We start from the raw sequence: 24253 nt of genomic DNA, 5'->3' as shown, positions 1-24253 counted from the left end.
CGGACCTAGCCGACGACGAACGGGTAGAGCACCGAGAAGAGCACCCCGTTGATGGCGCTCGCGAGAATCGCGACGGCGATGCCGACCCCGACGCCTGCGGCGCCCCGCGCCAGACCCCGCCGTTGCAGCGCGATGAGTCCCGTGATGAGCCCGGCGATACCGAGGAGCAACGACACGACACTCTGCAGGAGCCCGATGATCTCGAAGGCGGCCGTGCCACTGCCACTGATGGCGAACACCTGCACGACGGCGAGGATCAACAGGAGAACGAGGGCCACGACGCCGAGCACCATCGACACGACGCCGAGCCCGTTGCGCGGCGCGCTGCCGTCGGCCGGCGCGGCGCCGCCGACATCAGCGGCGGGTGCGGTGGGTGCGGCGGTGTGGGACTGGTCGGGTCCGTAGGCAGCAGTCATGACATTTCCTCCTGATCGTGGTGGGCCCCAGCCTAGGCCGCGACCCCTCCTGCCCCGACCCCGCGCGTTCACCGCCGGACACTAGCCTGTGACCATGCCGGACACGACCCCCGCCAACGACGCCGACCGACCCGACACCCCCGCGGTTCCCCGCGTCGCGAACACGAGGGCGATCGGCACCGTCGGGCACGGTCAGATCGCGCAGGGACTCGCGGATGACGCGCCCATCCCCAAATCGCGCGTGCGCGCCTGGGCGCTCTGGGACTGGGGCTCGGCATCGTTCAACGCCGTCGTCACGACGTTCGTCTTCAGCACCTACCTCGCGAGCAGCCTCTTCTTCGACCCCGAAATCGTCGCCGAACGCGGCGAAGGCGCGGCCGAAGCGGCGAGCGCGAGTGTGGTGTCGGGAGCCCTCACGATCGCGGGCGTGCTCGTGGCCCTACTCGCACCCATCCTCGGTCAACGGTCCGACGGCTCTGGCCGTCGCAAGCTGTGGCTCGGAGTCAACACTGGTCTCGTGATCGCCGCGATGCTCGCGATGTTCTTCGTCGCGCCCGTGCCGAGCTACATCTACCTGGGCGCCGCCCTCCTCGCGGTCGGAAACATCTTCTTCGAGTTCGCCGGCGTCAACTACAACGCCATGCTCGTGCAGGTGTCGACGCCGAAAACGGTCGGACGCGTCTCCGGCTTCGGCTGGGGCATGGGGTATGTCGGCGGCATCGTGTTGCTCGTCATCCTTCTCGTGCTGTTCATCCAGAACTTCGGCAGCGACACGGGCAACGGCGTGCTCAACGTGCCATTCGGCGCGGAGGGCGGCTCGCTCGACATCCGCTTCGCCATCGTGGTCTCCGCCCTGTGGTTCGCGATCTTCGCCATCCCGGTGCTGCTCAAGGTTCCCGAGATTCCGGCCCGAGCGCGCGAGAACCGCGTGAGCTTCTTCGGCAGTTACCGCCAGCTGTTCCGCACCGTCGCGGCCCTCGCCAAGAAGAGCCCGCAAGTGCTGCTCTTCCTGCTCGCGAGCGCGGTCTTCCGCGACGGCCTCGCCGCGGTCTTCACCTTCGGCGCCATCATCGCGGCGCAAGTGTTCGGGTTCAGCCCGTCGGAGGTCATCTACTTCGCCGTCGCCGCGAACGTCTCGGCCGGCATCGGAACCTTCATCGGCGGATGGCTCGACGACCGCATCGGCGCCAAGCGCGTGATCCTCGGAGGGCTCCTCGGACTCGTTCTCGCGGGCGGGTCGGTGATCTTCATCGGCGACGGCAAGACGGGCTTCTGGATCGCCGGGCTCATCCTGTGCCTCTTCGTCGGACCGGTGCAGGCCGCGAGCCGCAGCTTTCTCGCGCGCATCACCCCGCCCGGGCGCGAAGGGGAGATCTTCGGGCTCTACGCGACCACCGGCCGCGCCGTGAGCTTTCTCGCCCCCGGGCTCTTCACCCTCTTCGTGGTGCTCACCGAAGACACCCGTTACGGCATCATCGGCATCGTGCTCGTGCTTCTCGCCGGACTACTGCTCATGCTCCCGGTGAAGGCGCGACCGTCGGTCATCGAGTAGCGGGGCTTCGGGGGCCGGCGGGGTAGCCGGGCCTGCACGGGTTGTCGGGGCCGCCCTGCCGCTCGCCCCTGCCGCTCGCCCGCGACCCCGGCGTATCGTGGAGACATGGCTGACTTCATCGCCGATCAACGACCGATCGGATACTGGCTCAAGCTCGTCGACCGCATGATCGACGAGCGCTTCGACTCCACCATCGACGAGCACGGGGTCACGCGCCGACAGTGGCAGGTGCTCAACGTGCTGAGTGTCGGAACCACCACCCGCGACGAGCTGTTCGTGGCGATCGAGCCGTTTCTTCCGGCCCGCACGCGAGCCGCCGACATCCGCCCGCCGGTCGCCGACGGTCTCGACGAGGCCGCTCCCGTGGAACCCGCGGATGCCGACGGCCTCACCGTGTCGAGCGAGGTCGACGAGCTCATCGAGAGCGAGTGGGTCGCCGACTCGCCGAGCGGCCTCGTGCTGACCCCGACCGGGCGCGCCGCGTTCGAGCGGATCGCCGACGTCGTCGCGGGCATCCGCGCCTCCGTCACCGAGGGCGTCGGCGACGACGACTATGCGACGACCGTGCGTTCCCTCGAGCGCATGGCCGCCAACCTCGGGTGGCGCGGCTGACCCTGTCAACCGGGCGGCGACGGATGGTCGCGGCGCATACGATCAGCAGATGTTTCTCCTCTTCGGCACGAGCGCACGCGACACCGTTCTGACGATCGTGCACTTCGTGTGCGGCTACTGCTCGAAAGCGGTCGCCCAGCGCGTGATCAAGAACACGAACCGCTTCACGCTCTTCTTCATCCCGCTGTTTCCGGTGTCGACGTCTTATGTCAACGTGTGCACGAACTGCGGCGGCGTCACCAAGATCACGAAAGACCAGGCCGACAACGCCCTGCAGTGGGTGGGCGCGCACGCGCAGTAGGCGCGGTGGTGCGTGTGCGTGTGCGGGGGCGCGGCGCCCGGTGGGTGGGCGCGGGGTGTCCGCTGGGCAGGCCCGGGGTGCGCGGGCGTGGGATGCGGCGGCGTTGGATGCGGCGACACCCGCTCGGCCTTGCATCCGCTCGGCCAGGGATCGCGGACGCAATCGGTCGTCACTGACCCGCCCATTCGCCACATGCGACCGCGATCGGTCCCAACGGGATGTCTGCGCCCGGCGCGAACGCCCGCCCACGACGATCCTCGCCACCGCGCCACCGCGCCACCCCGACACCCCGACACCGCGCCACCCAGACACCGATCGCGGACGCAAATCGTCGTTCTCGGCGGTGCAGAACAGCAGTTTGCGACCGCGCGGCGCTCGGATGTCGCGACGGGGCGCGTGGGCGCGAGATCTCGGCTCGGCGCGCTCGCTAGGAGTTCGTGAGCACGTAGACGATGAGCAGCATCGTGACGACGAAGCCGCTCGCGAAGTTGAACCAGAGGAAGCGCTTCCAGCCGCGGTTGGCGCTTTCGGCTTCGGCGTCGCTGATAGACCAGAACGGCAGCACGCTCGCCGCATACGGGATGGCGAGAACCGCTGCGATCGCGCTCGGCAGCCCGAGGAACAGCAGCAGAACGCCCGCGAGAGCGTAGGCGACGAAGGCGAGGCGCACAGTGGCGCGGCCGCCGATGACGGTCGCGATCGAGGAGATCCCTCCCTCCCGGTCGGCCACGATGTCTTGCACTGCACCGAACGCGTGAGAGGCGACACCCCACAGGAAGAACGAGACGAGGATGGCGACGAGCCCCGGCGTCACGATGGCATCAGCGATCGCGAGCCCGAACACGGCAGGAGACACGAAATGGATGCTTGACGTGATCGAGTCGAGAAACGGCTTCTCTTTGAACCGCAGCCCTTTGGCCGAGTAGGCGACGACCGCGAAGACGCTCACCACGAGCACGACGGCGGAGAGGGGCGAGCCGACGGCGAAGAGGTAGACGAGGAACGGCACATTCGTCGCGACCGCCGCGATGAGCGTGACGCGGTGCACACGCGGGTCGAGCAACGCGCCTTCGACGCCACCCTTGCGCGGGTTGCGGAGGTCGGACTCGTAGTCGAACACGTCGTTGATGCCGTACATGGCGAGGTTGTAGGGGATCAGAAAGTAGAGGGTTCCGAGCACGAGCACGAGGTCGACCTCGCATGTCGTGACGAAGTAGGCGGCGGCGAAGGGGAACGCCGTGTTGATCCAGCTCAGCGGCCGCGACGACACGAAGAGGGATGCGAGCACGCTCATGTTCGCGACCCCGAACCCGCATCCACGCGCGGCGACAGGATGACCCACAGCGCGGGCAGCATGACGACCGCGGCGACCGCGTAGGCGAAATCTTCGAGCGGGGCGATGCCGATGAACTGACCCGAGATGCGGTCGGTGTCGTAGCCGACGAGGCCGACCCCAATCATGATGTTGTCGAAGATCGCGGTCATGATGAGCACGATACCGAGCGTGAGAGCCACCGCGACCGCGCGGAAACCCTCCCGACGTCGACGCGCGACGAGCGCGACAGCGATGACCGCCACCACGGCGGCGAAGACGAGAAAGGGAACGTTGATGAGCCAGTAGGTCACGATCGCGACCCCGAGGGTCCGTGCGAGGAGCTCGCCAGCCGGGCATCCTTCTTCGGCGAGCGGGCGACGACGACCCGCTGCGCCGCCGCCACGAGGTTCATCGTGAGGTAGCACAGCAGCACGAGAAAGAAGACCTCCTCGACGGGGAGCTCCGGGGCGATCTGGAGCCCCGTCATGAAGTCGGTCTCGCCGCGAAAGAACACTCCGGCTCCGATTCCGACGAGGTCCCAGACGAGGAAGTAGACGACCCCCGCCACGAGCACGATCGCCGCCCGGCGGGGTGCTCGCCAGAAGAACAGGGTGAAGCGTCGGTCGAGCACGACCATCCCGGTGATCGAGATGGCGAGCGCGACGAGGTAGAGGATGCCCACTAGCGCGACTCGGGCACACCCGACGCGGCAGCACCAGCCGCTCCACCAGCTCCGCCACCACCTGAAACGCCCGCACCCGGAGCCGCCCCACCAGAAGCTCCAGCACCCGAAGCCGCCGCGCCGTCCACGACGGCGGGCTGCTCCGCCGTCGGCAGGCCGACGGGCGCGAGCGAGCTCACGAGGGGTTCGGGCAGCGGCTCGGTCGAGGTGTCGCCGCGCAGTCGCTTGAGCAGCACCTCGGCGCTGATGATGCACATCGGCAACCCGATGCCGGGGATGGTCGAGCCGCCGACGTAATAGAGGCCGTCGACTTTCTTGCTCACGTTGCCCGCACGGAAGAGCGCGCTCTGAGACAGGATGTGCGCGGGCCCGAGCAGGGTGCCGCTCCAGGAGTTGAGGTCGCTCGCGAAGTCGCCGGGGCCCATGGTGCGGCGCACGACGATGCGGTCGGCGAGGTCGGGGATGTTCGCCCATGAGGCGATCTGCTCGATCACGAGGTCGGCGGCCGCCTCGATGCGGGGGTCGCCGTCGCCGTCGATCTCGCCCTTGCCGAGCAGCGGGTCCGAGGGGATCGGCACGAGCACGAAGAGGTTCTCGTGGCCTTCGGGGGCGACCGACGGGTCGATGCCGCTCGGTTTGCACACGTAGAGCGACGCGGGGTTGGGGATCGACGGGGTCGGCCCGAAGATCGCGTCGAAGCCCTTCTTCCAGTCTTCGGTGAACATGAGGTTGTGGTGCTCGAGCTGCGGGAGCTCGCCCTCCACACCCAGGTAGAGCAGCAGGGCGCCGGGGCCGGGCGTGCGCTTGTTCCAGTACTCCTGTGGGTAGGTCTGCAGTTCGCGCGGCAGCAGCGTGGTCTCGGTGTGGTGCAGATCGGCCGCCGAGACGACGATGTCGGCGTCGTGCGCGTGGGGGATGCCCGCGGCATCCGTGTATTCGACTCCCGAGGCGACCGGCTTCCGGCCGGCACCGTCGCGAGTGACGATGCGCGTGACCCGCGCGTTGGTGACGATCTCGACGCCTTCGGCCCGGGCGAGGTTCTCGACGCTGTCGATGAGGCGGATGAGTCCGCCCATCGGGTAGAGCACGCCGTCGTCGAGGTCGAGGTGGCTCATGAGGTGGTACATGCTCGGCGTGATGAACGGCGAGGAGCCGAGGAACACGGCGGGGAACCCCAGAATCTGGCGCAGCCGGTCGTCTTTGACGGTTCTCGCGGCGAGGGTGGAGAGCGGCTGGAGCAGCAGTCGCGCGAGGCGCGGCAGTCGGGAGAGAACGTCCCCCCGCAGAAGAGGGAGGAGGCTCTCGAAGCTCGTGTAGAGAAAGCGGCGCTTCGCCATCTCGTAGGTGTCGGCGGCCGACGCGAGGTATTTGACGATCTTCTTGCGCGAACCGGGTTCGATGCGCTCGAAGATCTCGAGGTTCTCGTCGGGGTCGGCGGCGATGTCGATCGACTCGGCGTTCTCGAACAGCACCCGGTAGCCGGGGTCGAGGGTCACCAGTGTGAGCTGCTCTTCGGCACTCGTGCCGAGCAGCTTGTAGAAGTGGTCGAAGACTTCGGGCATGAGGTACCAGCTCGGGCCGAGGTCGAAGCGGAACCCCTCGTGCTCCCACGAGCCCGCGCGGCCGCCGACCTGGTCGCGCCCCTCGAGCACGGTCACGCTGTGGCCTTCGCGAGCGAGGAGCGCCGCCGACGCGAGCCCGCTGATTCCTCCACCGATGATGACGATGCGGCTCATGGGGTGCCCTTTCTCGGTAGTCGACCGGATGCTGCGGCTGCGGCGATCCGCAGCTTCACCGGGTTGGGCACACGAACGCGCGACCGGATGAGCTGCTGCGCCGGGGTCGCCCGGAGGCGCACCGACAGCTCGGAGAATAGCGCTTGCGCCAGAGCAACAGCCCGGCGCGAACTGCGAGGGAGCATGGGGATGACCGCCGCCGACTCGGCAAGGTCGGCGTCGATGTCGTCGAGCAGCCGGTTCTTGTCTTCCTCGGTGAGGTTCGGCACGTCGATGTCGGGAAAGTAGCTGCGGCCGAGCTGCTCGTAGTCGGCGGCGAGGTCGCGCAGAAAGTTGACCTTCTGGAACGCCGCACCGAGCCGCCTGGCCCCGTGCACGAGGGTCGCGTCATCCGCTGCGCTCACGGTCTCGTGCTGCAGGAACGCGCGCAGACACATGAGGCCCACGACTTCGGCCGACCCGTAGACGTAGTCGTCGAAGCTCGCGGTGTCGTGTTCGGTCGCGCTGAGGTCGGCGCGCATCGAGGCGAAGAACGGCGCGGTGAGGTCGGTGCCGAAGCCCGTCTCGCGCGCGGTGAGGGCGAACGCGTGCACGACGAGGTTGGCGCTGTAGCCCTGCTGCATGGCGTCGTCGGTGTCGCGCTCGAGGTCGTTGAGGATGCGCGCGACCGTCATCTGGTCGGCCCCCGCGCCCGACGCGCTGCCGTCGACGATCTCGTCGGCGACCCTCACGAGGGCGTAGATGTTCTCGACGTGCTGCCTCACGTCGGGCCCGAGCAGTCGGGAGGCGAGCCCGAACGACGTGGAGTAGCGCCGGATGACGACACCGGCGGTCTCTTCGGCGACGCGGTCGTAGAGGCTCTCACGGCGCGGTCGCGGGCGGGGTCGTGAAGCGCGGCGGTCGGCCGCGGGGCGTTGCCGTGCCATCACTTCACTCGACTGAGCACGTCGGCGGCGACCGCGGTGAGCTCGGCGGTGAGCTGATCGGGGATCTCCGGGTTCTCGAGGCTCTCGAGCGCGCGTTCGGCGTGGTCGCGCGCGAGCTGCTGGGTGAAGCGGCGGCTGCCGCCCTCCTCGAGTGCCGCACGCACGGCCGCGGCTTCGTCGAGGGTGAGGTCGGGTTTGCCGACGAAGTCTTTGATGAAGCCCCACTGCGCGGTCGACGTCGCGTGCGCGATGAGCACGGTGCGCTTGCCCTCCCGCAGGTCGCCGATCGTGGTCTTGCCCGTCTCGGTTTCGAGGCCGAACACCCCGAGGAGGTCGTCGACGATCTGGTAGGCGATGCCCACTTCGCGCCCGAACCGGCCGAGCGCGATGACGACGGATTCCGGGGCATCCGCGAGCACGGCCCCGGCCTGCAGCGGCCCCTCGAACGAGTAGACGGCGGTCTTGAGTCGCTCCATCGAGAGCACGTCGTCGACCGCGGGCATCGATGCGGAGATGGAGAAGTCGACGTCGATGAGCTCGCCTGCCGCCGATGCGAAGAGCGCGTCATCCATGATCTCGAGGATGCGTTCGCGAGTGCCGTCGTCGACACCGCTGCGGTCGATGAGTCGGTAGGAGTTGAAGAGCGCGAGGTCGCCCGCGATGACCGCGGCGGAGAGCCCGCGGTGTTCGGCCGTCGGCACGGGGATGCCCGCCGTGGTGGCGATGTCGCGGTAGCTTCCGGAGACGTTGGGGATGCCACGGCGACTGAAATCCCGGTCGATGACGTCGTCGTGCACGATGAGCGCGGTGTGCAGCAGCTCGAAAGCCGCGCCCACGTAGGCGGCGGCCTGGTCGTCGGTTCCGCCGAGGCCCTGGTAGGCGGCCATGACCATGCGCGGACGAAAACGCTTGCCCCCGATGGTGTTCGATTCGAGGGTCTGCCAGAGCTTGACGTATTCGGCGCCGAAGCTCGCCGCGCGGTTCTTGGCTAGGCTGAAGAACCGATCCAGCACGGCGTCGACCTGAGCCTGCCTCTCCACCGAGAGGTCGTGCAGCCGCTGTGCATTCACCCGGTAAGGCTATCTGACGAGCATGAGCACAACGACGGAGTACGTGGTGCTCGTCACCGACGACGGTGCCCCCATCGGCCGGGCAGACAAAGCCACGGTGCACACGCACGACACCCCCCTGCACGCCGCGTTCTCGTGCCACGTCTACGACGCCGACGGGCGCGTGCTCGTGACGCGCCGCGCGCTCGGCAAGCGCACGTGGCCCGGCGTGTGGACCAACTCGTTCTGCGGGCACCCCGCCCCCGGCGAGACACCCTCCGACGCCCTCGCGCGGCGCGCACTCGTGGAACTGGGCATCACCGTGACCGATGTCACGCCCGTGATACCCGATTTTCGCTACCGTGCGGTGGATGCATCCGGAATCGTCGAGAACGAGATCTGCCCGGTGTTCACGGCGGTGACGACGGATGCTGTCGCCCCCAACCCCGAGGAGGTCGCCGAGTTCGCGTGGCTGACCCCCGACGAGCTGCGTGCCTCTGTGGCCGCTGCGCCGTTCGCGTTCAGCCCGTGGCTCGGGTGGCAGTTGGAGCGCTGGCCGGCGTAGCTGCACGGCGCCACCGCATCGCCGCAACCGTTGCTGCGAGAGTCACGACGGCGCCCACGATGAATGCGGGCACGAGTCCGGCACCCGCGGCGACGACGCCGAGCACCGCAGCACCCAGCGCTTGCCCGAACACGAGCACGACGAAGAGCAGTGCCGTGCCGCTCGGGGCGCGCTCGGGGTCGATCTCGGTGGTCCAGGCGATGAGCGCCCCGGTCGCGGCGACGTAGGCCCAGCCGAACGCGGCGAAGGCGACGAGGCTCGGGATGAGCGCACCCGGAACGACCGCGAGCATCGCCGTCGAGGCGCCGACCGTGAGCGTCGTGATGGTCCAGGCGGCGCGCGGCCCGCGAGAGGCGAGCCACCGTGCCGTGCCGATGACGGCCGCACCGCCGGCACCGATCGCGATCCATGCCACCGCCGAGGTCTCGTCTGACGCCCCCGCTTCGACGATGAGGGTGCGCCCGAAGTTCCAACCCGCGGCCGAGCCCGCGCCGAGGAGCAGGGCCGCCACGATGACGCGCGCGTGGTGCGCGAACCACGAGCGTGAGGGCAGACCGGGGCGGGTGCGGGCATCCGGTGCGGCGGCGTCGGCGCCGATGGTGGTCTCGGCCTTTCCCGCGTGGTCGAGCACGAGAACCGCGGCGGTCGCGAGCACCCCGATCACCGCGACCACGGCCCACGCGAGCCTCCAGTCGGGCAGCAGCACGAGGGCGAGGATGCCTGCGGCCGCGAGCCCCGGGCCGGTGCCCGAGTTGACGATCGCCTGGCTGCGGTCGTTCGCTGCCGCGGCCACGTTGCGCCCGACGAGCCTCACGAGGCCCGGGGACGCGAGGCCGGCACCGAGGGATCCGGCCACGGCGGAGGCGGCGAACATCCCGACGCCGTTCGAGCCGGCCATGCCCGCGGCGCCGAGAACGGCGCTCGCCCCTGCCGCCGCGACGAGCAGTCGGGGGTGCCGCGCGGCGATGAAGAACCCGACGATCGCTCCCCCGCAGTATCCGACCGAGGCGGCGGACGAGATGAAGCCGGCGACGGCGGCGTCGACGCCGAGATCGGCCTGGATGTCGGGCAGAAACAATCCGTAGGCGAGGCGCACGAGGCCGTAGGTCACGGCGATGAGCGCGGTGCCCGCGATGACGACACCGGTCGCCCGAGACACTATAAACAAAAACGGTCGTTTCATATTGAGAGAGTCTAGGGTGCTGGCATGGCTATTCGCGCGTCGACCGAGACGAAGTTGCTCGATGCCGCCGACGAGCTGTTCTTCACCGCCGGAATCGCGGCGACACCGATCGACGCGGTGCTCGCTCGCGCGGGTGTTTCGGCGGCGACCCTCTATCGCGGCTACCCCAGCAAGGAGGCGCTCGTGGCGGCCGCCCTCGAGCGCAGGCATCGCGCGTGGATGGATGCGTGGGATGCCGCCATCGCCCGCCGCACGACGCCGCGGGGCAGGCTGCTCGCCATCTTCGACGCCCTCGACGAGTTCCGCGTGCGCCCGGAGGGGTCACGGTGGTGCGCTTTTCTCGGGTCGTCGGCCGAGTACGCCGACCCACCGGAGGAGATCCGCGCCGCGGTGGCTCGCGACACCGACACGATGCGCTCCCGTCTCAGCGAGCTCGCCGCGGCCGCGGGCCTCACCGCACCGAAGTCGATCGCCGACCAGCTCGTGCTCGTCATCTCGGGCTACCTCGCCATGCGCTTGCGCGAGCCGCAGCATCCGACCGACACGGCGCGGGCGGTCGCGGCGGCGCTCGTGAAGACGGCGTGACGACTGCCAGCTAGTCTCGGCACCACCCGTCGTTGATTCGTGACCATCTCTCGACGATCGCGTCGGCTCCGTCGTCGAGGCGCACCCGGTCGGTGAGCCACCAGGTCTGGTCGGGGTCCCACCCTGCGAGCACCGTCGATAGGTCGTCGGTGACGCGGATGTCGCGGCCCGCCGTCTCGAGGTAGCCCGCGACCGTGAGGTGCACGCCGTCGAAGTCGGCGGCGACGCGCTGCCAGTCGGGGATGACCCAACGACGGTCGACCCCTGTGGTGCGGAACCAGTCGTGGCGGCGCGACGCGGTGACCTCGAACGGGTATTGCGCGCAGAGTTCGGCGAGGGCGGCGGGCCCGTCGATCTCGTAGATGCGCAAGCCCTCGGGGACCAGCGCGCGATGCACCGCCGCGTGGTCGAACATGGCGTCCTCGACCAGGTGCAGTCCGGCAGGGCCGAGGTCGGTCGGGATGCCGACGTCGTTAGCGACCTTCCCGGCACTCAAGCGCCGGGTTGTGCTCAGCAACGACCGCGGCGGTATCGACCACCAGCTGCCGCCCCAGCTCGCCGCGGGGTCGATGGGGCGTTCCCGCTGCGCACGCTCTTCCTCGGCACCGATTTCAGTTCTCCACCGCTCAAGCGCGCCCTCGACATCGCCCGCCACGGGCGCCTTCATCCCGTCGAAAAGCACGAACCACTGCGAGTCGATGTCGACCGGTGCCGTCCACCACCGAGCGAGCGAATGCTCGCTGATCATCTGCGCAAGCTGATTCAACGCAGCCCGAACGTCACGAGTGGTGGTCAATACGTCTTCGCCGTCGGGTTCCTGCCAGTAGCGCGCGCTATCAACCGACGCCTGCAGCGCCGCGAGGAGCTCTTCGACGCCCGCCACTTCGAGCGGGCTGGCGCGCAGCAGGTCGGCCACGCCCGCCGGGGTGGTGATTTCCGGGGCAGCAGGCTTCAACGGGTCGTCTGCACCTCGCTCGCTCACGAAGGCGAAGAAAGCGCTAGATGAACTCGATGCCGGATCGAGCTTGTGGGCTGTACCTCGAATTGCAATGCGGAGCTCCGGCCTCACGCCCGCACTTTCTGCCCGGCGCGCGTCTTTGGCCATCGCGTACTCGAGGCACAGGCGCCTGCCGCGAGGACCGTTGAGAATCACCGCAGGTTCACGTCAGTCGAGGCGGCTCTCGTCGCGGTGCGAGGTTTCGGTGCGGTGGAAGTTCTGGAACGACCGCGACGCCGTGGGCCCGCGCTGGCCCTGGTAGCGAGAGCTGTAGGCCGCCGACCCGTACGGGTGCTCGGCGGGCGACGACAGACGGATGAAGCAGAGCTGCCCGATCTTCATGCCCGGCCACAGCTTGATCGGCAGTGTCGCGACGTTGCTGAGCTCGAGCGTGACGTGCCCGGTGAACCCGGGGTCGACGAAACCCGCCGTGGAATGGGTAAGGAGGCCCAGTCGCCCGAGCGAGGATTTTCCCTCGAGGCGTGCGGCGAGATCATCCGGCAGTGTGACCTTCTCGAAGGTGGATCCGAGCACGAACTCGCCGGGGTGCAGGATGAACGGCTCGTCACCCTTCGCCTCGACGAGGCGCGTGAGGTCGGGCTGGTCTTCGGCCGGGTCGATGAACGGGTACTTGTGGTTGTCGAAGAGCCGGAAGTAGCGGTCGAGCCGCACGTCGATGCTCGACGGCTGCACCATCTCGGGGGCGTAGGGCTCGAGGGCCACCCGCTTCGCGTCGATCTCGGCTTTGATGTCGCGGTCGGAGAGCAGCATGGCGCAATGGTATCGGCGCGCGGTGACGTCAGCGGCGCCGGGGGTCGCGCGGCGCCGCTTGGCGTCTCGTGGCGTGGCGTGGCGTCGGGGCTGGCGCGGAGGGCGCCGCCGCGACATCCGCCGCCGGTTTCGGCATCCGCGCACCAAATCTGCGCTGCGGACGCAAATCAGACGCGCGGATGTCGCGAGCCCCGCTGCCGAGCACGGCCGCTCGCCGCCCATCCCGGGCCGACGAGCGCACACAGCCGGTAGAGTGGACCCCAGTTCCGCGGCCTCAGGCAGCGGACGCGCGAGTGTAGTTCAGTGGCAGAACTTCAGCTTCCCAAGCTGATAGCGCGGGTTCGATTCCCGTCACTCGCTCTCTTGTCAGTTCTCAAACTAGTGTCCGGTCTCACCGAAGTTGAGACTCGTCTCACAGAATCGAGACCAGTGCCTGTCGTTCTTCAGGTTTCGATCGGACGAACCGGGGCTGACCGAGCACCGAGCTTTCAACTCCCTGCTCGACAATGCGGATTCGAGAGGCGAGCTACCCGAGCTCCGCCCGGGGGCGAGGTGAACCAAGCGTCGCTTGGTTGTCGACTATCTCCCTAACCTTCCCGTGGCCCGATCGCTTCTTCGCTCGCTTCCTGGACGGCGGACCCCAGATACTCTCGCGCTTGCGGCGCTCCTGCGGGGCCGATGCTCGGATGTCAGCCGGGCTCGAGGCCAACCTCGGGGACGCTCTGGGATTTCTCACCGAAACGACCGTCGATTTCCCTGGGTTGGCCCGCTGGCGATGTAGCCGGGATCCGTCTCTTCTGCGGGGCCATCCGCTCCACCTCATCACGGTTTGGGCTATCGAACGCCGCCTGCATGGCGTTCGCTCCTTCTGGTGTGATGCCAAACTTCGCGGCCACGGATCGCCAGTTCCCCGTCACTTTCTCGACTTCGCGGATGATCTGTAGAGCCTCTGACTCGCTGACGCTGAAAGCGTCCGAGGAGCTCAGCAAGTTGCGTATGTCCCGATCGCTCGGATCATCCGCATCCGAAATGGGTGTCGATGGCGCGGTTCCGTGTCGGTAGAACGGGTTGATATCGAAGGCCGGGGACAGCCGCCACCCATTTCGCTCGCGAAGTAGCCCGTGGTTCCTCATGTGGTCGTCGAAGTTGTTCACGAGGAGCGTCACAGCGACTCGGCGAAGAAGTTCGCGGCCGTCGCGTTTCGGATTTGAGCTCACCAGCGCCATTGCGTGTGCGAGTTGCGTGTAGCTCGTGATCTCACCCTGCTGCTTCACCAGGAGACTGTCAGCACTCAAGTACCCGATCCGTTGGCCGTCAGCACGATCGAATCGCTCGATAACAAGTACCGACCGATCCCCCAGCCGGTGGAGTTCGAACCTCGGCACTGTGACTCCGGAGAGTCGGGCGAGTTCGAGCGCCGTCGCTTCCCATGCCATGGCGTCACCGAAATCACCCTCGCGGGGCAGTTTGGCGATCGCGAGGTTGCCATCATTCATCTGCACTGTCGCTTTCGGTCGAGCACCGCCCATTGGGCTTCCCGCGTCGAGGAGAGCAAGGAATCGACCGTCGACTTCCTCATCGGCCTCGAACGCTCGTGCGGCCTCAACCAGATCGGGTAACTCGGGGACTTGAGGGGCAGCCGACACGTGGGACACGTACGTGCCGTCGGCGATTACCCGAAGAGCGCCTTGACGTGTTCTGTCCGGTACCGCCGCCAACACGTCCATCTCTGTGGCTCGGGTGTATCTGGCTCCGGAGAGACGCGCGGTTCGTTTGCGCTGAAATTCGATGAGTCGGCGGCCCCACGCGTCGGGCTGAGCGTCGGAAATTCCCCCAAGCATCGTTCTCGTACCGGAAGCCGTGAACCGGCCCGACCCCAATCGGAGTTCAGGGCTGAGGTCGTAGGCGAGCGGGTTCCGTAGAAACGAATCGGCGTAGCGGAACTCGACTGTTTCGCGTCCAGGCGAACCGATCGACTCGATCTCGCCGGCGGCCACTTCCGAACCGTCCGGCAGGACGACCGCGATAACGAGCTTCACGACCGAACCCTTGTGGGCAGACCGCGCTCCAGTAGCGCCCGGCCCCGATCGTCGCCGGTCGGATCAGTGGCTCGAACTACGGCCGCATCCAACCCCAGAGCCTCAAGCACGGCGAAGAGATTCTCGACCTTCACCGAACCAGACCCGGTCTCAATCGCGCGCAACGTATCGCGGGTGATCCCTGCCCGCTGAGCCAGAAGGTCAGCTGTGATTCGGCTTGCCTTGCGCCACGCACTGACATGTGCACCTAGCTCGGCAATGCGCCGATCGCGTACAGCGGAGGACCGAGAAGCCATAAAGTGCCTTTCTAGTGGCGGCTACAGTCGCCGCAAATCGAGCTAATGAGTAGCCTAGCCGTCATTATTGACACACGGTAGTAGCCGATACATGCGCGGACGGACACCCAGCGGCGAATCTCTCGACCGCACAGCAGCCCGGATCGACCGCCTGTCGTCGTTTCAAAATGAGTTGGTACGTGTCTCACGCTAGCTAGCACCGCGCACCTCAAGCATGGATGACCGCGCCTGGCGGGCGCGAACATGCGGAGACTGGCGCACAGCTACCCGTACAGCTCGGATGCATGATTCGACTGCATCAACGTCATTGCCCACCCCCGAGGGAGCTCCGGCCTTGGCCATGGCTATTCGCCTGCAGACTTTTGGGGACGGGGAACTCGCCGCCTCCCATGAGCGGGACGGCACTGTGGGCGGGTACGACAGAATATGTCGAACGCCGACGCGCTTGATCAAGCGGATGCAGTGGGCGCGAGAGGAGAACACCGTGGCATTCGTCGGCAAGACCAAGAAGGCTACTCAGCAGTTCGAAACTCCCGAGGAAATGTACCTGAGCCCAATGCCGCGGACCGGCAAAGCTGCGCAAGGGTTGTGGGTACATCAGGGCGACGTGATCAGGTCATACGCCGAGAACCACACAGAGACTGCGGACCTCGCGCTCGAGCTCCCGACAGGTACCGGGAAGACGCTGCCAGGTCTGCTGATCGGAGAGTGGGTGCGCCGAAAGGGTGAAGGTCCAGTCCTATACGCAACGCCCACCACACAGCTGGCGAAGCAGGTTGAGAAGACGGCGAAGCGCGAGGGGATCCCTGTCGCTTTGCTCATCGGAAAGCATGAAGACTGGGATCCCGCCGACGAGATGGCCGTCGAAGCCGGAGAGATGGTTGGGCTCACCACCTACAGTTCCATATTCAACACTCGTCCGTACGTGCCTGCCCCTCGACTCCTCATTTTCGATGACGCGCACGCAGGTGAGCAGTTCGTGGGCCACAAGCACGGTGTCGACATTCGCCGGTCGCGGGACGAAACGGCCTATCTTTCGGTACTGACGGCCCTGAAGCCGTTTCTGTCCGGGCTGCAATTCCAGCGGCTTGAAGGGCCCCCGGACCCTGGCTCGCACCACGCGGTTCGCCTCATCGCCCCAGCCGTCGACCGGGAAGCGCTGGCGGTGCTGGACTCGACGCTGGCGAAGCTGGGGAGGCCCCACAAGTACGATCACGCGATGATTCGCGCGGGTTTCGACGCGAGTCTCGTTTACCTGTCGTACAGCGGAATTCAGATCCGCCCGATGATCCCTCCGACATCTGAGAACAAGGTGTTCGCGCAAGCTAGGCAGCGCATATACCTGTCGGCGACCCTTGGATCTGGTGGCGAGCTGGAGCGCGCATTCGGGCGCACGTCGATCGTGCGCATGCCGCTGAAGTCAAAGACGGCGCCGCGGTCGGGTCGCCGGCTGTTCGTTTTTCCCGACCTGGTTGCTGGAGGTGGCAGCCTTGCCCTCACGAAGCGAATCGTGGCGCTGACCAACAAGGCGCTGGTTCTCAGCCAGGACACGGTCGAACGTGCAGAGGATGCGGCCTCCCAGCTCGCCGGTGAGGGTATTCCCGTGTCGGGCAGGGACGAGCTCGACTCGCAGGGACTCCGTGCGTTCGCGAAAGCAACGACTGGCCTACTCGGCCTCGCGAACCGGTATGACGGGATGGACCTTCCCGACGACGCGTGCCGGGTCGTAGTGCTGGACGGCAAGCCGGACGCGGTGGGTTTGCAAGAAAGGTTCTTGAGCGAGCGCGCGGAGGCGAACTCTGCGCTCTTGGAGCGGATCCGCACTCGGATCGTACAGGGGGCTGGCCGCAGCACCCGGGGACCGAACGACTTCGCCGTTGTTGTCATAAGGGGGGCGGATCTCACAAAGTACTTCGCGCGGCCGGAGAACATTGCGGCTCTCGATCCGGAGTTACAGGCGGAGGTACAGTTCGGCTGGGAGAACAGCCGCGGTGTAGACGCGGATGTCATCGTTGAGAACGTCCAGACTTTTCTAGAGCACGATGAAGGCTGGCGCACGGGTGGCGAAGAGAAGGTCGCCGAGTTCCTCGAGGACGCCAAGAAGGTCGAGCCCGCGGCTGCCGAGCCGCTAGGCAAGGCCGCGCCGCTTGAGGTGGAGGCGTGGCAGCTCGCCTATGCCAGCGAATGGGTCGCGGCTAGCAAGAAGCTGCAGGAGGCAGTCGCGCAGGTCGGCCCGGAAGCCACGCGCGGATACCGAGGCCTGCTGCTGTACATCGCGGGCGTATGGATGCACTTGGGCGCGAAGGACGAGACGCAACGCGCGAAGGCTCGTGACCTGGTCAGAGAGGCGGGAATGGCCGCCAACCGTGGGACATGGTTGCGCGAAATGATGCCTCTGCCTGGCGCGCCCGACATCGACCTGGCACCGATGGACGTGATCGCCGTGAACGAGATAGTGGCGCGGTTGCGCGGCAAGCTCAAGTCCGGTGTTCTTAGGAACGAGCTCCTTGAGATGCAGGCGGCGCTTGGACAGGACGAAGCGAAGCGGTACGAACGCGGCCTGACCTCGCTGGGGTCGTTCCTTGGCGCCTCCGCCGAAAAGCCGAAGGGTCAGGCGCGTGCGGACTCTGCATGGGAGTGGGGAAACGCAATGTGGTTGACGGTCGAGGCGAAGTCGGAAGGACACGACGACGGCCTGCTACCTGTAAAGGACATTCGGCAGGCAAACACGCAGATGGATCAGCTCGCTGCTGACCGAGAGATGGACAGTGCGCCCGCCAACAGTCCCATAGTCCTCCTGTCCGACAAGCTCACGGTCGATCCCCGGCACGCACCAATTGCCAACCGGAACGTCTACCTGAGTTCGCCTGCCGTGGTCAGCACGATTGCGGGCGATGTAGCTGCCGTTTGGGCGGACCTGCTGTCCACCGCAACTGGGAAGCTGTCAGAGCCAGACCAGAAGAAGCATGTTCGTGCCGCGCTCGCCGACAACGGCTGTCTGCCGAGCCAGGTCATCGACCGCCTCACACAGAGCCGCATTCGTCCAGGGGATTGACCCCCGTCCCAAAGGTCGGGCCGAGAGGGTCGCACCAATGTCTGAGTGCGGGACGGGACAGGTACATTCTCACTGAAGAGCTAGGAGCTTCGAGTGGTTGATGAGAGCCGTTATGTCGTGCTGATAGGGGCTGACAGCGACGCAACGATTTCGCGGTTGCGTGCGCGTCGGGTTCGGTACGTCATAAAGAGGCTCAATTCACGCCCCAGTAATTGGGAATCAGCGGCTCGGTTGATCGAAGCTGACGGCGCTCTTGCGGTGATCGTCAAACTGAACCGCCACAATCTCGAGCAGATGACGGCAGTTGGAGGATGGACCTCCCGCGAGCTCTATGCCGCTCACTCCGATGTAGCGCCTCGACTCCTTCGCGCTATCGCCTCAATCCCGCATCTCGTCATGCTGCATGAGGACATAGGTCAAGGAGCAGATTGGGCTTCAGAGACTCCTGCGGGCTGGATGTACGCAGGAGACGAATACGAAGAAACCCTGGCGCCCGAAACGCAACGCGCTGCGTTCCGCCTTTTCGAGTCGTGCGAGACCGTACCGACCTTCTATCGACGTAACGCCGAGGCGGACGAACTTGCCGCCCTCTTCGTCGAAGACGTCGAAAGCAACCTGCTCCTGAGGCTCTACATTCCTGCGGACCGTCTTTACGCGGATGAGGCATCTCGGCTGCTTGACATGTTTCGCGATTGGTTGGTGACCGCCCAGCGGCTGCAGATTCGCCGGTCCGGGTACCGAACTTCTCGCGGCGAGGTTGTCGAGTTCTACTCGGAGAGTGAGTTGACTCGGGAAGGAATGCAGGCTCGCGTTGGCGACTTCCGTCAGTTCATTGATCTGCTGTCGGAACCCGAGGCTGCCGCGGTAGCGCTGGAGGCCGTCGGGGTTGAGCGCGATCGGGCCCGCACATTTGTCGACAAGAATGCACGCGCCCTTCGCCGCATGCAGACCGACATGCGGCACGAACACGAGCGCCGAACGCTTGCTCTTCGTCAGTCCGCTGAAGCCGACTTGCTCGAAGAGGTCGGCCTGAAAGTCCCGCTCGAGAGTGTCGGTTTCCTCGTGGAGCGACTATTCGGCAATAGCCCGAACACGATCGCCCGCGGCCAGGGCGACGAGCTCAAACCTGTGTCGATTCATCATCAAGTCGTCCATGTAGCCGGATCGATGTACCAATTCACCGGCGATACTGCAGCGGCCGATCTCGTCAAAGCGATAGAAGAGTTGAAGGCGGACAATGGACTCGTAACCATGGTTCATGAACTTGGGGATTCGGAGACACCAGGAGACCGACGCGCGGCAGCGGCAGCGGGTCTCAGGAGCTTCCTCCTTCGAAGCCGCGACCGAATTGAAGCAGAAGCGTTCAAGGTGTTGTCTCGTTGGGTCGAATCTCAGACTGGCTTTTGAGTCCGCGTTTTCCTCACCCGTTTCCGCTAGTTGCACCTTTGTAGGCTTCGCCTGAGCAGTCCCGCATCGCGCGTTTGCTTGGCTAGGTCGACCCGGCCGCATGAACTGACAGCGCGGGCCCTACCGTTGTAATCCGTCCGTCGCCTCGCGCAGCGAACCGTCCGTCGTTACTCCAGCTCCTCCCAGCCAGTCCTCATCACCGTTGAGCGGCATGACAGGCTCATCCGGCATTGAGTTGAGGGCCACCGGTTCCCTGATCATGCCGAGAATGTACGCGACGCAGAAGCTGACGACCGACATCATCCACAGTTGTCACCGCACTGCTTCGCTCTTACGCACGTTATCTGTCGCGTCGGCGCGCGGTACCTTCTTCGCGCACCCACGGCGGCGGGACTATGCGCTGTCCTGAGCCGCAGCATCACCATGGAGCTCAGATGCGATCGCGCTCATTGCTCTCTCCGCCTCGACGGCGTCCCGGAGAAACTGCTCCTTGCTCTCGTCTGCTACGAACTCGCTGAGTTCCTGATCCGTTTTTCCTACCTTTCGCGCCCACAGGTTCGGGACCCGTTTGGGGCCCAGGAGCGCGACAAGGGCCAGTGCCTCTGCGCCCATGTCACTTCTGATGACGGGGGCGGTGTGGCCACCGCGGGCGAGGTTGACGGCGAGGCGCTGTGCTGCTTCCCACTCGAACATCAGGCGAGCCTGTCGGGTACTGGCGCGGCGGTCGTCCTCTGCGATGCGGAGCGCGCTGCGCCGGTCCACGATTCCCGTCACGACGCCAATGATCGCGGTGACGACCGCAGCTACAACTGCCGCAGCTGCAATCCAGTCGCCGATGGTCATCGGCCGGCCCGGTGGTCTCGGATAGTTGTATATGCCTGGAGCGCCGCATCACCTTGCAGCAACGGACCCCTCGCCCACCTAGTCGGGGGAAAGACGAATTCATGACCGGCGATCTGAATCTTCAGCTCAATACCCTGATGGCGCATCTGCTGCGACGTGCCGTCAAAGTAGTTGTGGGTTGTGCTGATCTGCAGTTCGTCGATCGCGCCGAAACCGTGGACGGTCACAGTGGTCCCCCCGTTCTGCTCGGACAACGTGACAACGTCGACGAGAACGATGAACTGGTCGTAGATAATCGCCAGGTTGCCCGCTTCTTGTCGATTCAGGACCCCGGTGACGGCGAGGGGCTCTCGGTCCTCGCCCGCGGCGACGAGCACTGACGACAGAATCCGACCAAATCGCCACGCGTAGCTTTCGCCAAGGTTGCGCGCCTGTTCTGATACCTCGTCCCAGCCGGGCAGGGCGGCGATCGCGTAGTAGAGCCGGTCAGAGGGCTTCAAATTGTCGTCGGACATGCGCTCAGAATATGGGTACTTTCAAGCAGTTGTCGCTTTCGCATCAGCCGTCGATTCTGCGTTTCGGGCGAGGCAGCTAGGCAGCCATACGTTCCGGAGGACGCCTACTTCCGGCTGGTCACTGCACTGCTCCACACCCACGCACGGTGGGTTCCGTCGCCCGCCACATCCCACTCGACCGCCACGGCACGAGGGGTCCACGCGACCGCTCGTCCGTCAACCCGCATCACAACATGTGTGCCGTAGCGAACCCACGCCGTCACCGCTTCAGGTGACGGAGTTCGGGTCAGCGGTAGTTTGTCGAGCTCGAGCCCTTCGTCTGTCAGCAATTGAGGCTCCCGCCCTGCGACTGCGGTCTGGTCAGCTCGCCTACTCATCTGCTCGTCGACGCGATGGGCGTACCTCCGTAATGTACCCACCCAACTCCATCCCTTCTTCGCATCGCCCGCTGCGATCGAAGAATAGGCACCGCCACTGTCTTCCGGCTCGACCTTGACCCCCGATGCGATTCTCGATCAAACCGGGAGAGGCGTGCGGACAAGCCTCGGAGATCGGCTTCATTCACGACGGCCAATGCGTCTCGTGAGCTGGTCAGATGAAAGGTTTGTACCGGGTAATGCCTACCGGTGACGTCTCCGAGCTAGCTCGAGCTGAACCTTGCGACAGGTCAACTCGAGGACTCCGTCGGGCCCGCGGTTGGCAAGCAGTTGAAGCGTCGGCGCTCAGACATCACACAGCGACGGCCGCGGGACAGCCCGTGAGCACCGACTACGAGTACGAGAACCGGCCCGTTTGACGAAGCCAGGCATCGAAGTCCATGAGCCGAGTGCGACGAGCCGGCCGAGCGTCGTAGTGCTCCTGCCACTGCTCAATTCGGAAGGTCGTGTAGCCGACGTACGCCGCGCCATGCTCGATCCATAGCGCATCGAAGGAAGCGACCTCCGATGGTTTGCCGCCCAAAACCTCGCCCCATCCCAGGCCCGTCGCTTCGCCCACCGCAGCACGAATACTCACGTAGAGGTGTCTCCACTCCGGGGGCGTAGCCGACCTTTCCGCTTCGATGGTGCGAAGTGCTCGTTCGATATCCCGAGTCCATTTCTCGGCATTCCGCGAGAAATCGATTCGCCGCATCCGTCGGTGAAGTGGTCGAAGGTCGCGGAGGAGGCGTTCCGCGCTGGCGCGGCGCCGCTCTCTACGGTCCTGCGCGCGATCTCGGCGCACGTCCGTGAACCACCCGAACAGGGCCTGTGTTGAAGATCCCACCGTCAACGAAATGACCTCTGACATTCCGCCTCCTCTCCGTTGCAGGATCTCTTGTGGGACCGACATTGCGACGTCGGCCCCATGTGAGCGAGTCACGCCTGTCACTCCCCACAGCGAATCGTCCGCCGTCTCCGCTGACCTACCTAGCAAGTCCTCATTGGGCGGACGGCGCCTATGGTGTGTTCATGGTGCCTGAACTCGAACTGCCGGAGCGGGTCGAGACGCATGCTCGTTCTACTTGGTCCACAAGGACATTCGCTTCAATCGTGCCTGCAGCCTGGCTTGTTCACGAGCTCGAGGAAGACTTGGGAATCGACTGTCGCGTGGAGGTCTTCGAGGACGGGCGAACAACCGGCATCTTCTTCAATGTTCAATTGAAAGCAACGAAGACCGGGAGCGGGCAACAGCCGGCTGAAACTATCAAGCGAAGAACCCTGAACTACTGGGCACAAACACCCGACCCGACTCTCGTCGTGATCGGGCATGAGCCGACGGGGACGCTCTGGTATCGATGGGCGCACCTGTTGCCTTTCGATGCAAACCCGCAAACGAAAAGTCGACAAGTGCGTTGCGAGGAGGTCCTGAGCCGGGAGGCCGCAGAGCGCCTGGTCGACGAGGCCAAAGCTTGGCGACTGGCGCGAGAACTCACCCGTCATCTACCGGTCGACGTGTACCTGACGGGAACCCTGTTGTATGGCGAGAGCGCTGGCCCGCTCAAGGCTGCTGTGTCCCGGAAGCTCGCCGCGCTTCCGTCATTCGTGCGCGTCGTGCACAGCCTGCCCTCTCTTCCTTACCTGAAGGTTTCGATAGAAGACACACGCGTGATGGTCGGATTGCGAGGCGATTCTGCTCGCCAACTCACGTGGGACCTTCACGGGCCGACTGATCACGGCGCACTCGCGTCCGATGTGATCTCGGCGCTAGCTTTGGCCTGCGCCAGCGTTGGCGCCGAAGACCTATGCGTCCGGATACTCAAACTGGCCGCCTCTGACACCCTGATGCTTTTCGAAGCCGAAGCCTTCGGGTACGCCGTCGCCCTGCTCACGAGACACGAAGCTAACGACACCGTCCTGACGCTCATGCGGCGAGCCTTTGCCGCCGAAAATCATCCAGCGCGCGACGTTGCGCTCACAGCATTCTCGTCCGCAAGTCCCGGTCCCGAGCTTCGCGCGGCGGTCGCCCATGTCATTCAGGAAGCAGCGAGAAATTGGTCTCAACCTGCGATGGGCATATACAACGCGGCAAACATCTTCCGAGGAGCAGACGACGAACTGGCTGTCCGCATGTTTGAAGAAGCGGCAACTGCAGACCCTCGCTATCGCACACGCGGGTACTGGTGGCGGGAGAAGGGAACCATCCATTGGTCCCTGAACGACACGGTCAACGCCGAGGCTTGCTATCGAGAAGCGATTGAACATGGAGATACCAGGGCCCGCGCATTGCTAGGAGACGTCCTCATGAGGACGGGGAGGTATCGACAGGCGCGCGAGGAGTTCTCGCTGGCGGACATCTGGACCTCCCCCCATGACGCTCAATGGCGTTTGTCGAGCAGAGCTCTCGACCACATCGTTGGAGTCTTGGGCATCGAAGCGCAGGAGAGGACCACGCTCGGGACTCCCGAATTCCTAGCTCTGGAGAACGCAGACGCCGAGGCACTCGCATCTGTCGCCATGACCGCAATCAAGGAAGACGCATTGGACGGCTGGGCGCACTCCGTTCTCGCCGATTCTCTAGCCTTGTCGGGGGGCCAGCCGATTCTCGCCGCGATAACCGCTGCGGTGACCGTAAACGTCGACCCAGTGCTCTGGATAGACCTTCTCCGCTGGTCTGTGATCGACACCACGCTGGACGAAACGGAGAGGGCCGGTATCGGGCAGGACGCGATGATCTGCGCATGGGAATACTTCGGGTCCTCGTTTGCGGACATCATCGTCGAAGAGGACCTCATCGAGGACGACGAGCTTCGGGCGGAGGTCCTCAGCTTGTTCGAATTCTTCCGTCAGCCATCTCCTCCGATGGAGCTGAGAGAGCACTCGAATGAAGGCAGCTTCGAGTCATTCTTCATCCCGACCGCTCCTTCGTGAGGCGTCGGGAGCCTTGGAAAGGGTGACGATCCATTCCGGCGTCTGCCTGCCCACCCTCTTG

24 protein-coding genes and 1 tRNA gene are annotated in these 24253 nt (G+C 65.6%); 9 read left to right on the top strand and 16 right to left on the bottom strand.

Annotated features, from left to right (window positions below):
• Positions 1–5 precede the first annotated feature (5 nt).
• Positions 6–416, bottom strand: coding sequence for a hypothetical protein (locus ACLHIH_RS11205; RefSeq protein ID WP_411316896.1), 411 nt, complete (start codon positions 414–416; stop codon positions 6–8).
• A 94-nt stretch (positions 417–510) separates the two neighbouring features.
• Here ACLHIH_RS11205 and ACLHIH_RS11200 point away from each other — a divergent pair, with 94 nt between their 5' ends.
• The 3 genes from ACLHIH_RS11200 (at position 511) to ACLHIH_RS11190 (ending at position 2881) form a co-directional block, all read left to right on the top strand.
• Positions 511–1968, top strand: coding sequence for an MFS transporter (locus ACLHIH_RS11200; RefSeq protein WP_411316895.1), 1458 nt, complete (start codon positions 511–513; stop codon positions 1966–1968).
• Between the two features lie 105 nt (positions 1969–2073).
• Positions 2074–2580, top strand: coding sequence for a MarR family winged helix-turn-helix transcriptional regulator (locus ACLHIH_RS11195; RefSeq protein WP_411316894.1), 507 nt, complete (start codon positions 2074–2076; stop codon positions 2578–2580).
• A gap of 49 nt (positions 2581–2629) precedes the next feature.
• A complete protein-coding gene (locus ACLHIH_RS11190) occupies positions 2630–2881 on the top strand; it encodes a zinc-ribbon domain-containing protein (protein WP_411316893.1) in 252 nt (83 codons plus the stop codon).
• A gap of 427 nt (positions 2882–3308) precedes the next feature.
• On the opposite strand, the gene ACLHIH_RS11185 is transcribed toward ACLHIH_RS11190, so the two are convergent.
• Genes ACLHIH_RS11185 through ACLHIH_RS11160 form a run of 6 tightly spaced genes read right to left on the bottom strand, consistent with a single transcriptional unit; the run spans position 3309 to position 8610 of the window.
• A complete protein-coding gene (locus tag ACLHIH_RS11185) occupies positions 3309–4175 on the bottom strand; it encodes a prenyltransferase (RefSeq protein ID WP_411316892.1) in 867 nt (288 codons plus the stop codon).
• Complete coding sequence (locus tag ACLHIH_RS11180) at positions 4172–4507, bottom strand: lycopene cyclase domain-containing protein (RefSeq protein ID WP_411316891.1); 336 nt, start codon at positions 4505–4507, stop codon at positions 4172–4174. Before ACLHIH_RS11180 ends, ACLHIH_RS11185 begins: the two co-directional genes overlap by 4 nt.
• Positions 4504–4878 carry a lycopene cyclase domain-containing protein gene (locus tag ACLHIH_RS11175; protein ID WP_411316890.1) on the bottom strand — a complete coding sequence of 125 codons (375 nt, stop codon included), beginning with the start codon at positions 4876–4878 and terminating at the stop codon, positions 4504–4506. Before ACLHIH_RS11175 ends, ACLHIH_RS11180 begins: the two co-directional genes overlap by 4 nt.
• Positions 4878–6614, bottom strand: coding sequence for a phytoene desaturase family protein (crtI, locus tag ACLHIH_RS11170; protein WP_411316889.1), 1737 nt, complete (start codon positions 6612–6614; stop codon positions 4878–4880). The genes ACLHIH_RS11175 and crtI overlap by 1 nt, the downstream gene beginning before the upstream one ends.
• Entirely contained in the window at positions 6611–7540 is a 930-nt protein-coding gene (locus ACLHIH_RS11165) for a phytoene/squalene synthase family protein (protein WP_411316888.1), read from the bottom strand. The genes crtI and ACLHIH_RS11165 overlap by 4 nt, the downstream gene beginning before the upstream one ends.
• Positions 7540–8610, bottom strand: a complete 1071-nt coding sequence (locus ACLHIH_RS11160) for a polyprenyl synthetase family protein (RefSeq protein ID WP_411316887.1) — start codon at positions 8608–8610, stop codon at positions 7540–7542. The genes ACLHIH_RS11165 and ACLHIH_RS11160 overlap by 1 nt, the downstream gene beginning before the upstream one ends.
• A gap of 22 nt (positions 8611–8632) precedes the next feature.
• On the opposite strand from ACLHIH_RS11160, the gene idi reads away from it, so the two are divergent.
• Positions 8633–9154 (top strand): isopentenyl-diphosphate Delta-isomerase, encoded by a 522-nt coding sequence (gene idi / locus ACLHIH_RS11155; RefSeq protein ID WP_411316886.1) that lies wholly within the window; start codon positions 8633–8635, stop codon positions 9152–9154.
• Here the strand turns inward: idi and ACLHIH_RS11150 are convergent.
• Positions 9111–10337, bottom strand: a complete 1227-nt coding sequence (locus tag ACLHIH_RS11150) for an MFS transporter (protein ID WP_411316885.1) — start codon at positions 10335–10337, stop codon at positions 9111–9113. The two genes, idi and ACLHIH_RS11150, sit on opposite strands and share 44 nt — an antisense overlap.
• 24 nt (positions 10338–10361) lie before the next feature.
• On the opposite strand from ACLHIH_RS11150, the gene ACLHIH_RS11145 reads away from it, so the two are divergent.
• Complete coding sequence (locus tag ACLHIH_RS11145; protein ID WP_411316884.1) at positions 10362–10922, top strand: TetR/AcrR family transcriptional regulator; 561 nt, start codon at positions 10362–10364, stop codon at positions 10920–10922.
• 10 nt (positions 10923–10932) lie between these two features.
• On the opposite strand, the gene ACLHIH_RS11140 is transcribed toward ACLHIH_RS11145, so the two are convergent.
• Together ACLHIH_RS11140 and dcd are read right to left on the bottom strand one after the other, a co-directional pair.
• Entirely contained in the window at positions 10933–11838 is a 906-nt protein-coding gene (locus ACLHIH_RS11140) for a hypothetical protein (protein ID WP_411316883.1), read from the bottom strand.
• Positions 11839–12087: 249 nt separating this feature from the next.
• Positions 12088–12690 (bottom strand): dCTP deaminase, encoded by a 603-nt coding sequence (dcd, locus tag ACLHIH_RS11135; RefSeq protein ID WP_411316882.1) that lies wholly within the window; start codon positions 12688–12690, stop codon positions 12088–12090.
• Between the two features lie 289 nt (positions 12691–12979).
• On the opposite strand from dcd, the gene ACLHIH_RS11130 reads away from it, so the two are divergent.
• Positions 12980–13050, top strand: a tRNA-Gly gene (locus ACLHIH_RS11130).
• Positions 13051–13379: 329 nt separating this feature from the next.
• On the opposite strand, the gene ACLHIH_RS11125 is transcribed toward ACLHIH_RS11130, so the two are convergent.
• Positions 13380–14729, bottom strand: coding sequence for a type II toxin-antitoxin system HipA family toxin (locus ACLHIH_RS11125; RefSeq protein WP_411316881.1), 1350 nt, complete (start codon positions 14727–14729; stop codon positions 13380–13382).
• Entirely contained in the window at positions 14726–15025 is a 300-nt protein-coding gene (locus ACLHIH_RS11120) for a helix-turn-helix domain-containing protein (RefSeq protein ID WP_411316880.1), read from the bottom strand. The genes ACLHIH_RS11125 and ACLHIH_RS11120 overlap by 4 nt, the downstream gene beginning before the upstream one ends.
• Before the next feature lie 484 nt (positions 15026–15509).
• Here ACLHIH_RS11120 and ACLHIH_RS11115 point away from each other — a divergent pair, with 484 nt between their 5' ends.
• Together ACLHIH_RS11115 and ACLHIH_RS11110 are read left to right on the top strand one after the other, a co-directional pair.
• Positions 15510–18080 carry a DEAD/DEAH box helicase gene (locus ACLHIH_RS11115; protein WP_411316879.1) on the top strand — a complete coding sequence of 857 codons (2571 nt, stop codon included), beginning with the start codon at positions 15510–15512 and terminating at the stop codon, positions 18078–18080.
• A 93-nt stretch (positions 18081–18173) separates the two neighbouring features.
• Positions 18174–19487 carry a hypothetical protein gene (locus tag ACLHIH_RS11110; protein WP_411316878.1) on the top strand — a complete coding sequence of 438 codons (1314 nt, stop codon included), beginning with the start codon at positions 18174–18176 and terminating at the stop codon, positions 19485–19487.
• A gap of 120 nt (positions 19488–19607) precedes the next feature.
• Here ACLHIH_RS11110 and ACLHIH_RS11105 read toward each other — a convergent pair whose 3' ends face one another.
• The 4 genes from ACLHIH_RS11105 to ACLHIH_RS11090 all read right to left on the bottom strand — a co-directional run bounded on the left by ACLHIH_RS11105 (position 19608) and on the right by ACLHIH_RS11090 (position 21859).
• Positions 19608–19790, bottom strand: a complete 183-nt coding sequence (locus ACLHIH_RS11105) for a hypothetical protein (RefSeq protein ID WP_411316877.1) — start codon at positions 19788–19790, stop codon at positions 19608–19610.
• Between the two features lie 90 nt (positions 19791–19880).
• Complete coding sequence (locus ACLHIH_RS11100; protein ID WP_411316876.1) at positions 19881–20330, bottom strand: hypothetical protein; 450 nt, start codon at positions 20328–20330, stop codon at positions 19881–19883.
• Positions 20327–20845 carry a hypothetical protein gene (locus ACLHIH_RS11095; RefSeq protein WP_411316875.1) on the bottom strand — a complete coding sequence of 173 codons (519 nt, stop codon included), beginning with the start codon at positions 20843–20845 and terminating at the stop codon, positions 20327–20329. The genes ACLHIH_RS11100 and ACLHIH_RS11095 overlap by 4 nt, the downstream gene beginning before the upstream one ends.
• A 768-nt stretch (positions 20846–21613) precedes the next feature.
• A complete protein-coding gene (locus ACLHIH_RS11090; protein WP_411316874.1) occupies positions 21614–21859 on the bottom strand; it encodes a hypothetical protein in 246 nt (81 codons plus the stop codon).
• A 434-nt stretch (positions 21860–22293) separates the two neighbouring features.
• Here ACLHIH_RS11090 and ACLHIH_RS11085 point away from each other — a divergent pair, with 434 nt between their 5' ends.
• Entirely contained in the window at positions 22294–24192 is a 1899-nt protein-coding gene (locus ACLHIH_RS11085; RefSeq protein ID WP_411316873.1) for a DUF4365 domain-containing protein, read from the top strand.
• Positions 24193–24253: the final 61 nt, after the last annotated feature.

It is taken from the genome of Marisediminicola sp. LYQ134, assembly GCF_046599635.1.
GTDB lineage: Bacteria > Actinomycetota > Actinomycetes > Actinomycetales > Microbacteriaceae > Marisediminicola.
The sequence above is the reverse complement of the archived record's forward strand: the minus strand, read 5'-3'. Positions and strand labels throughout refer to the sequence as shown.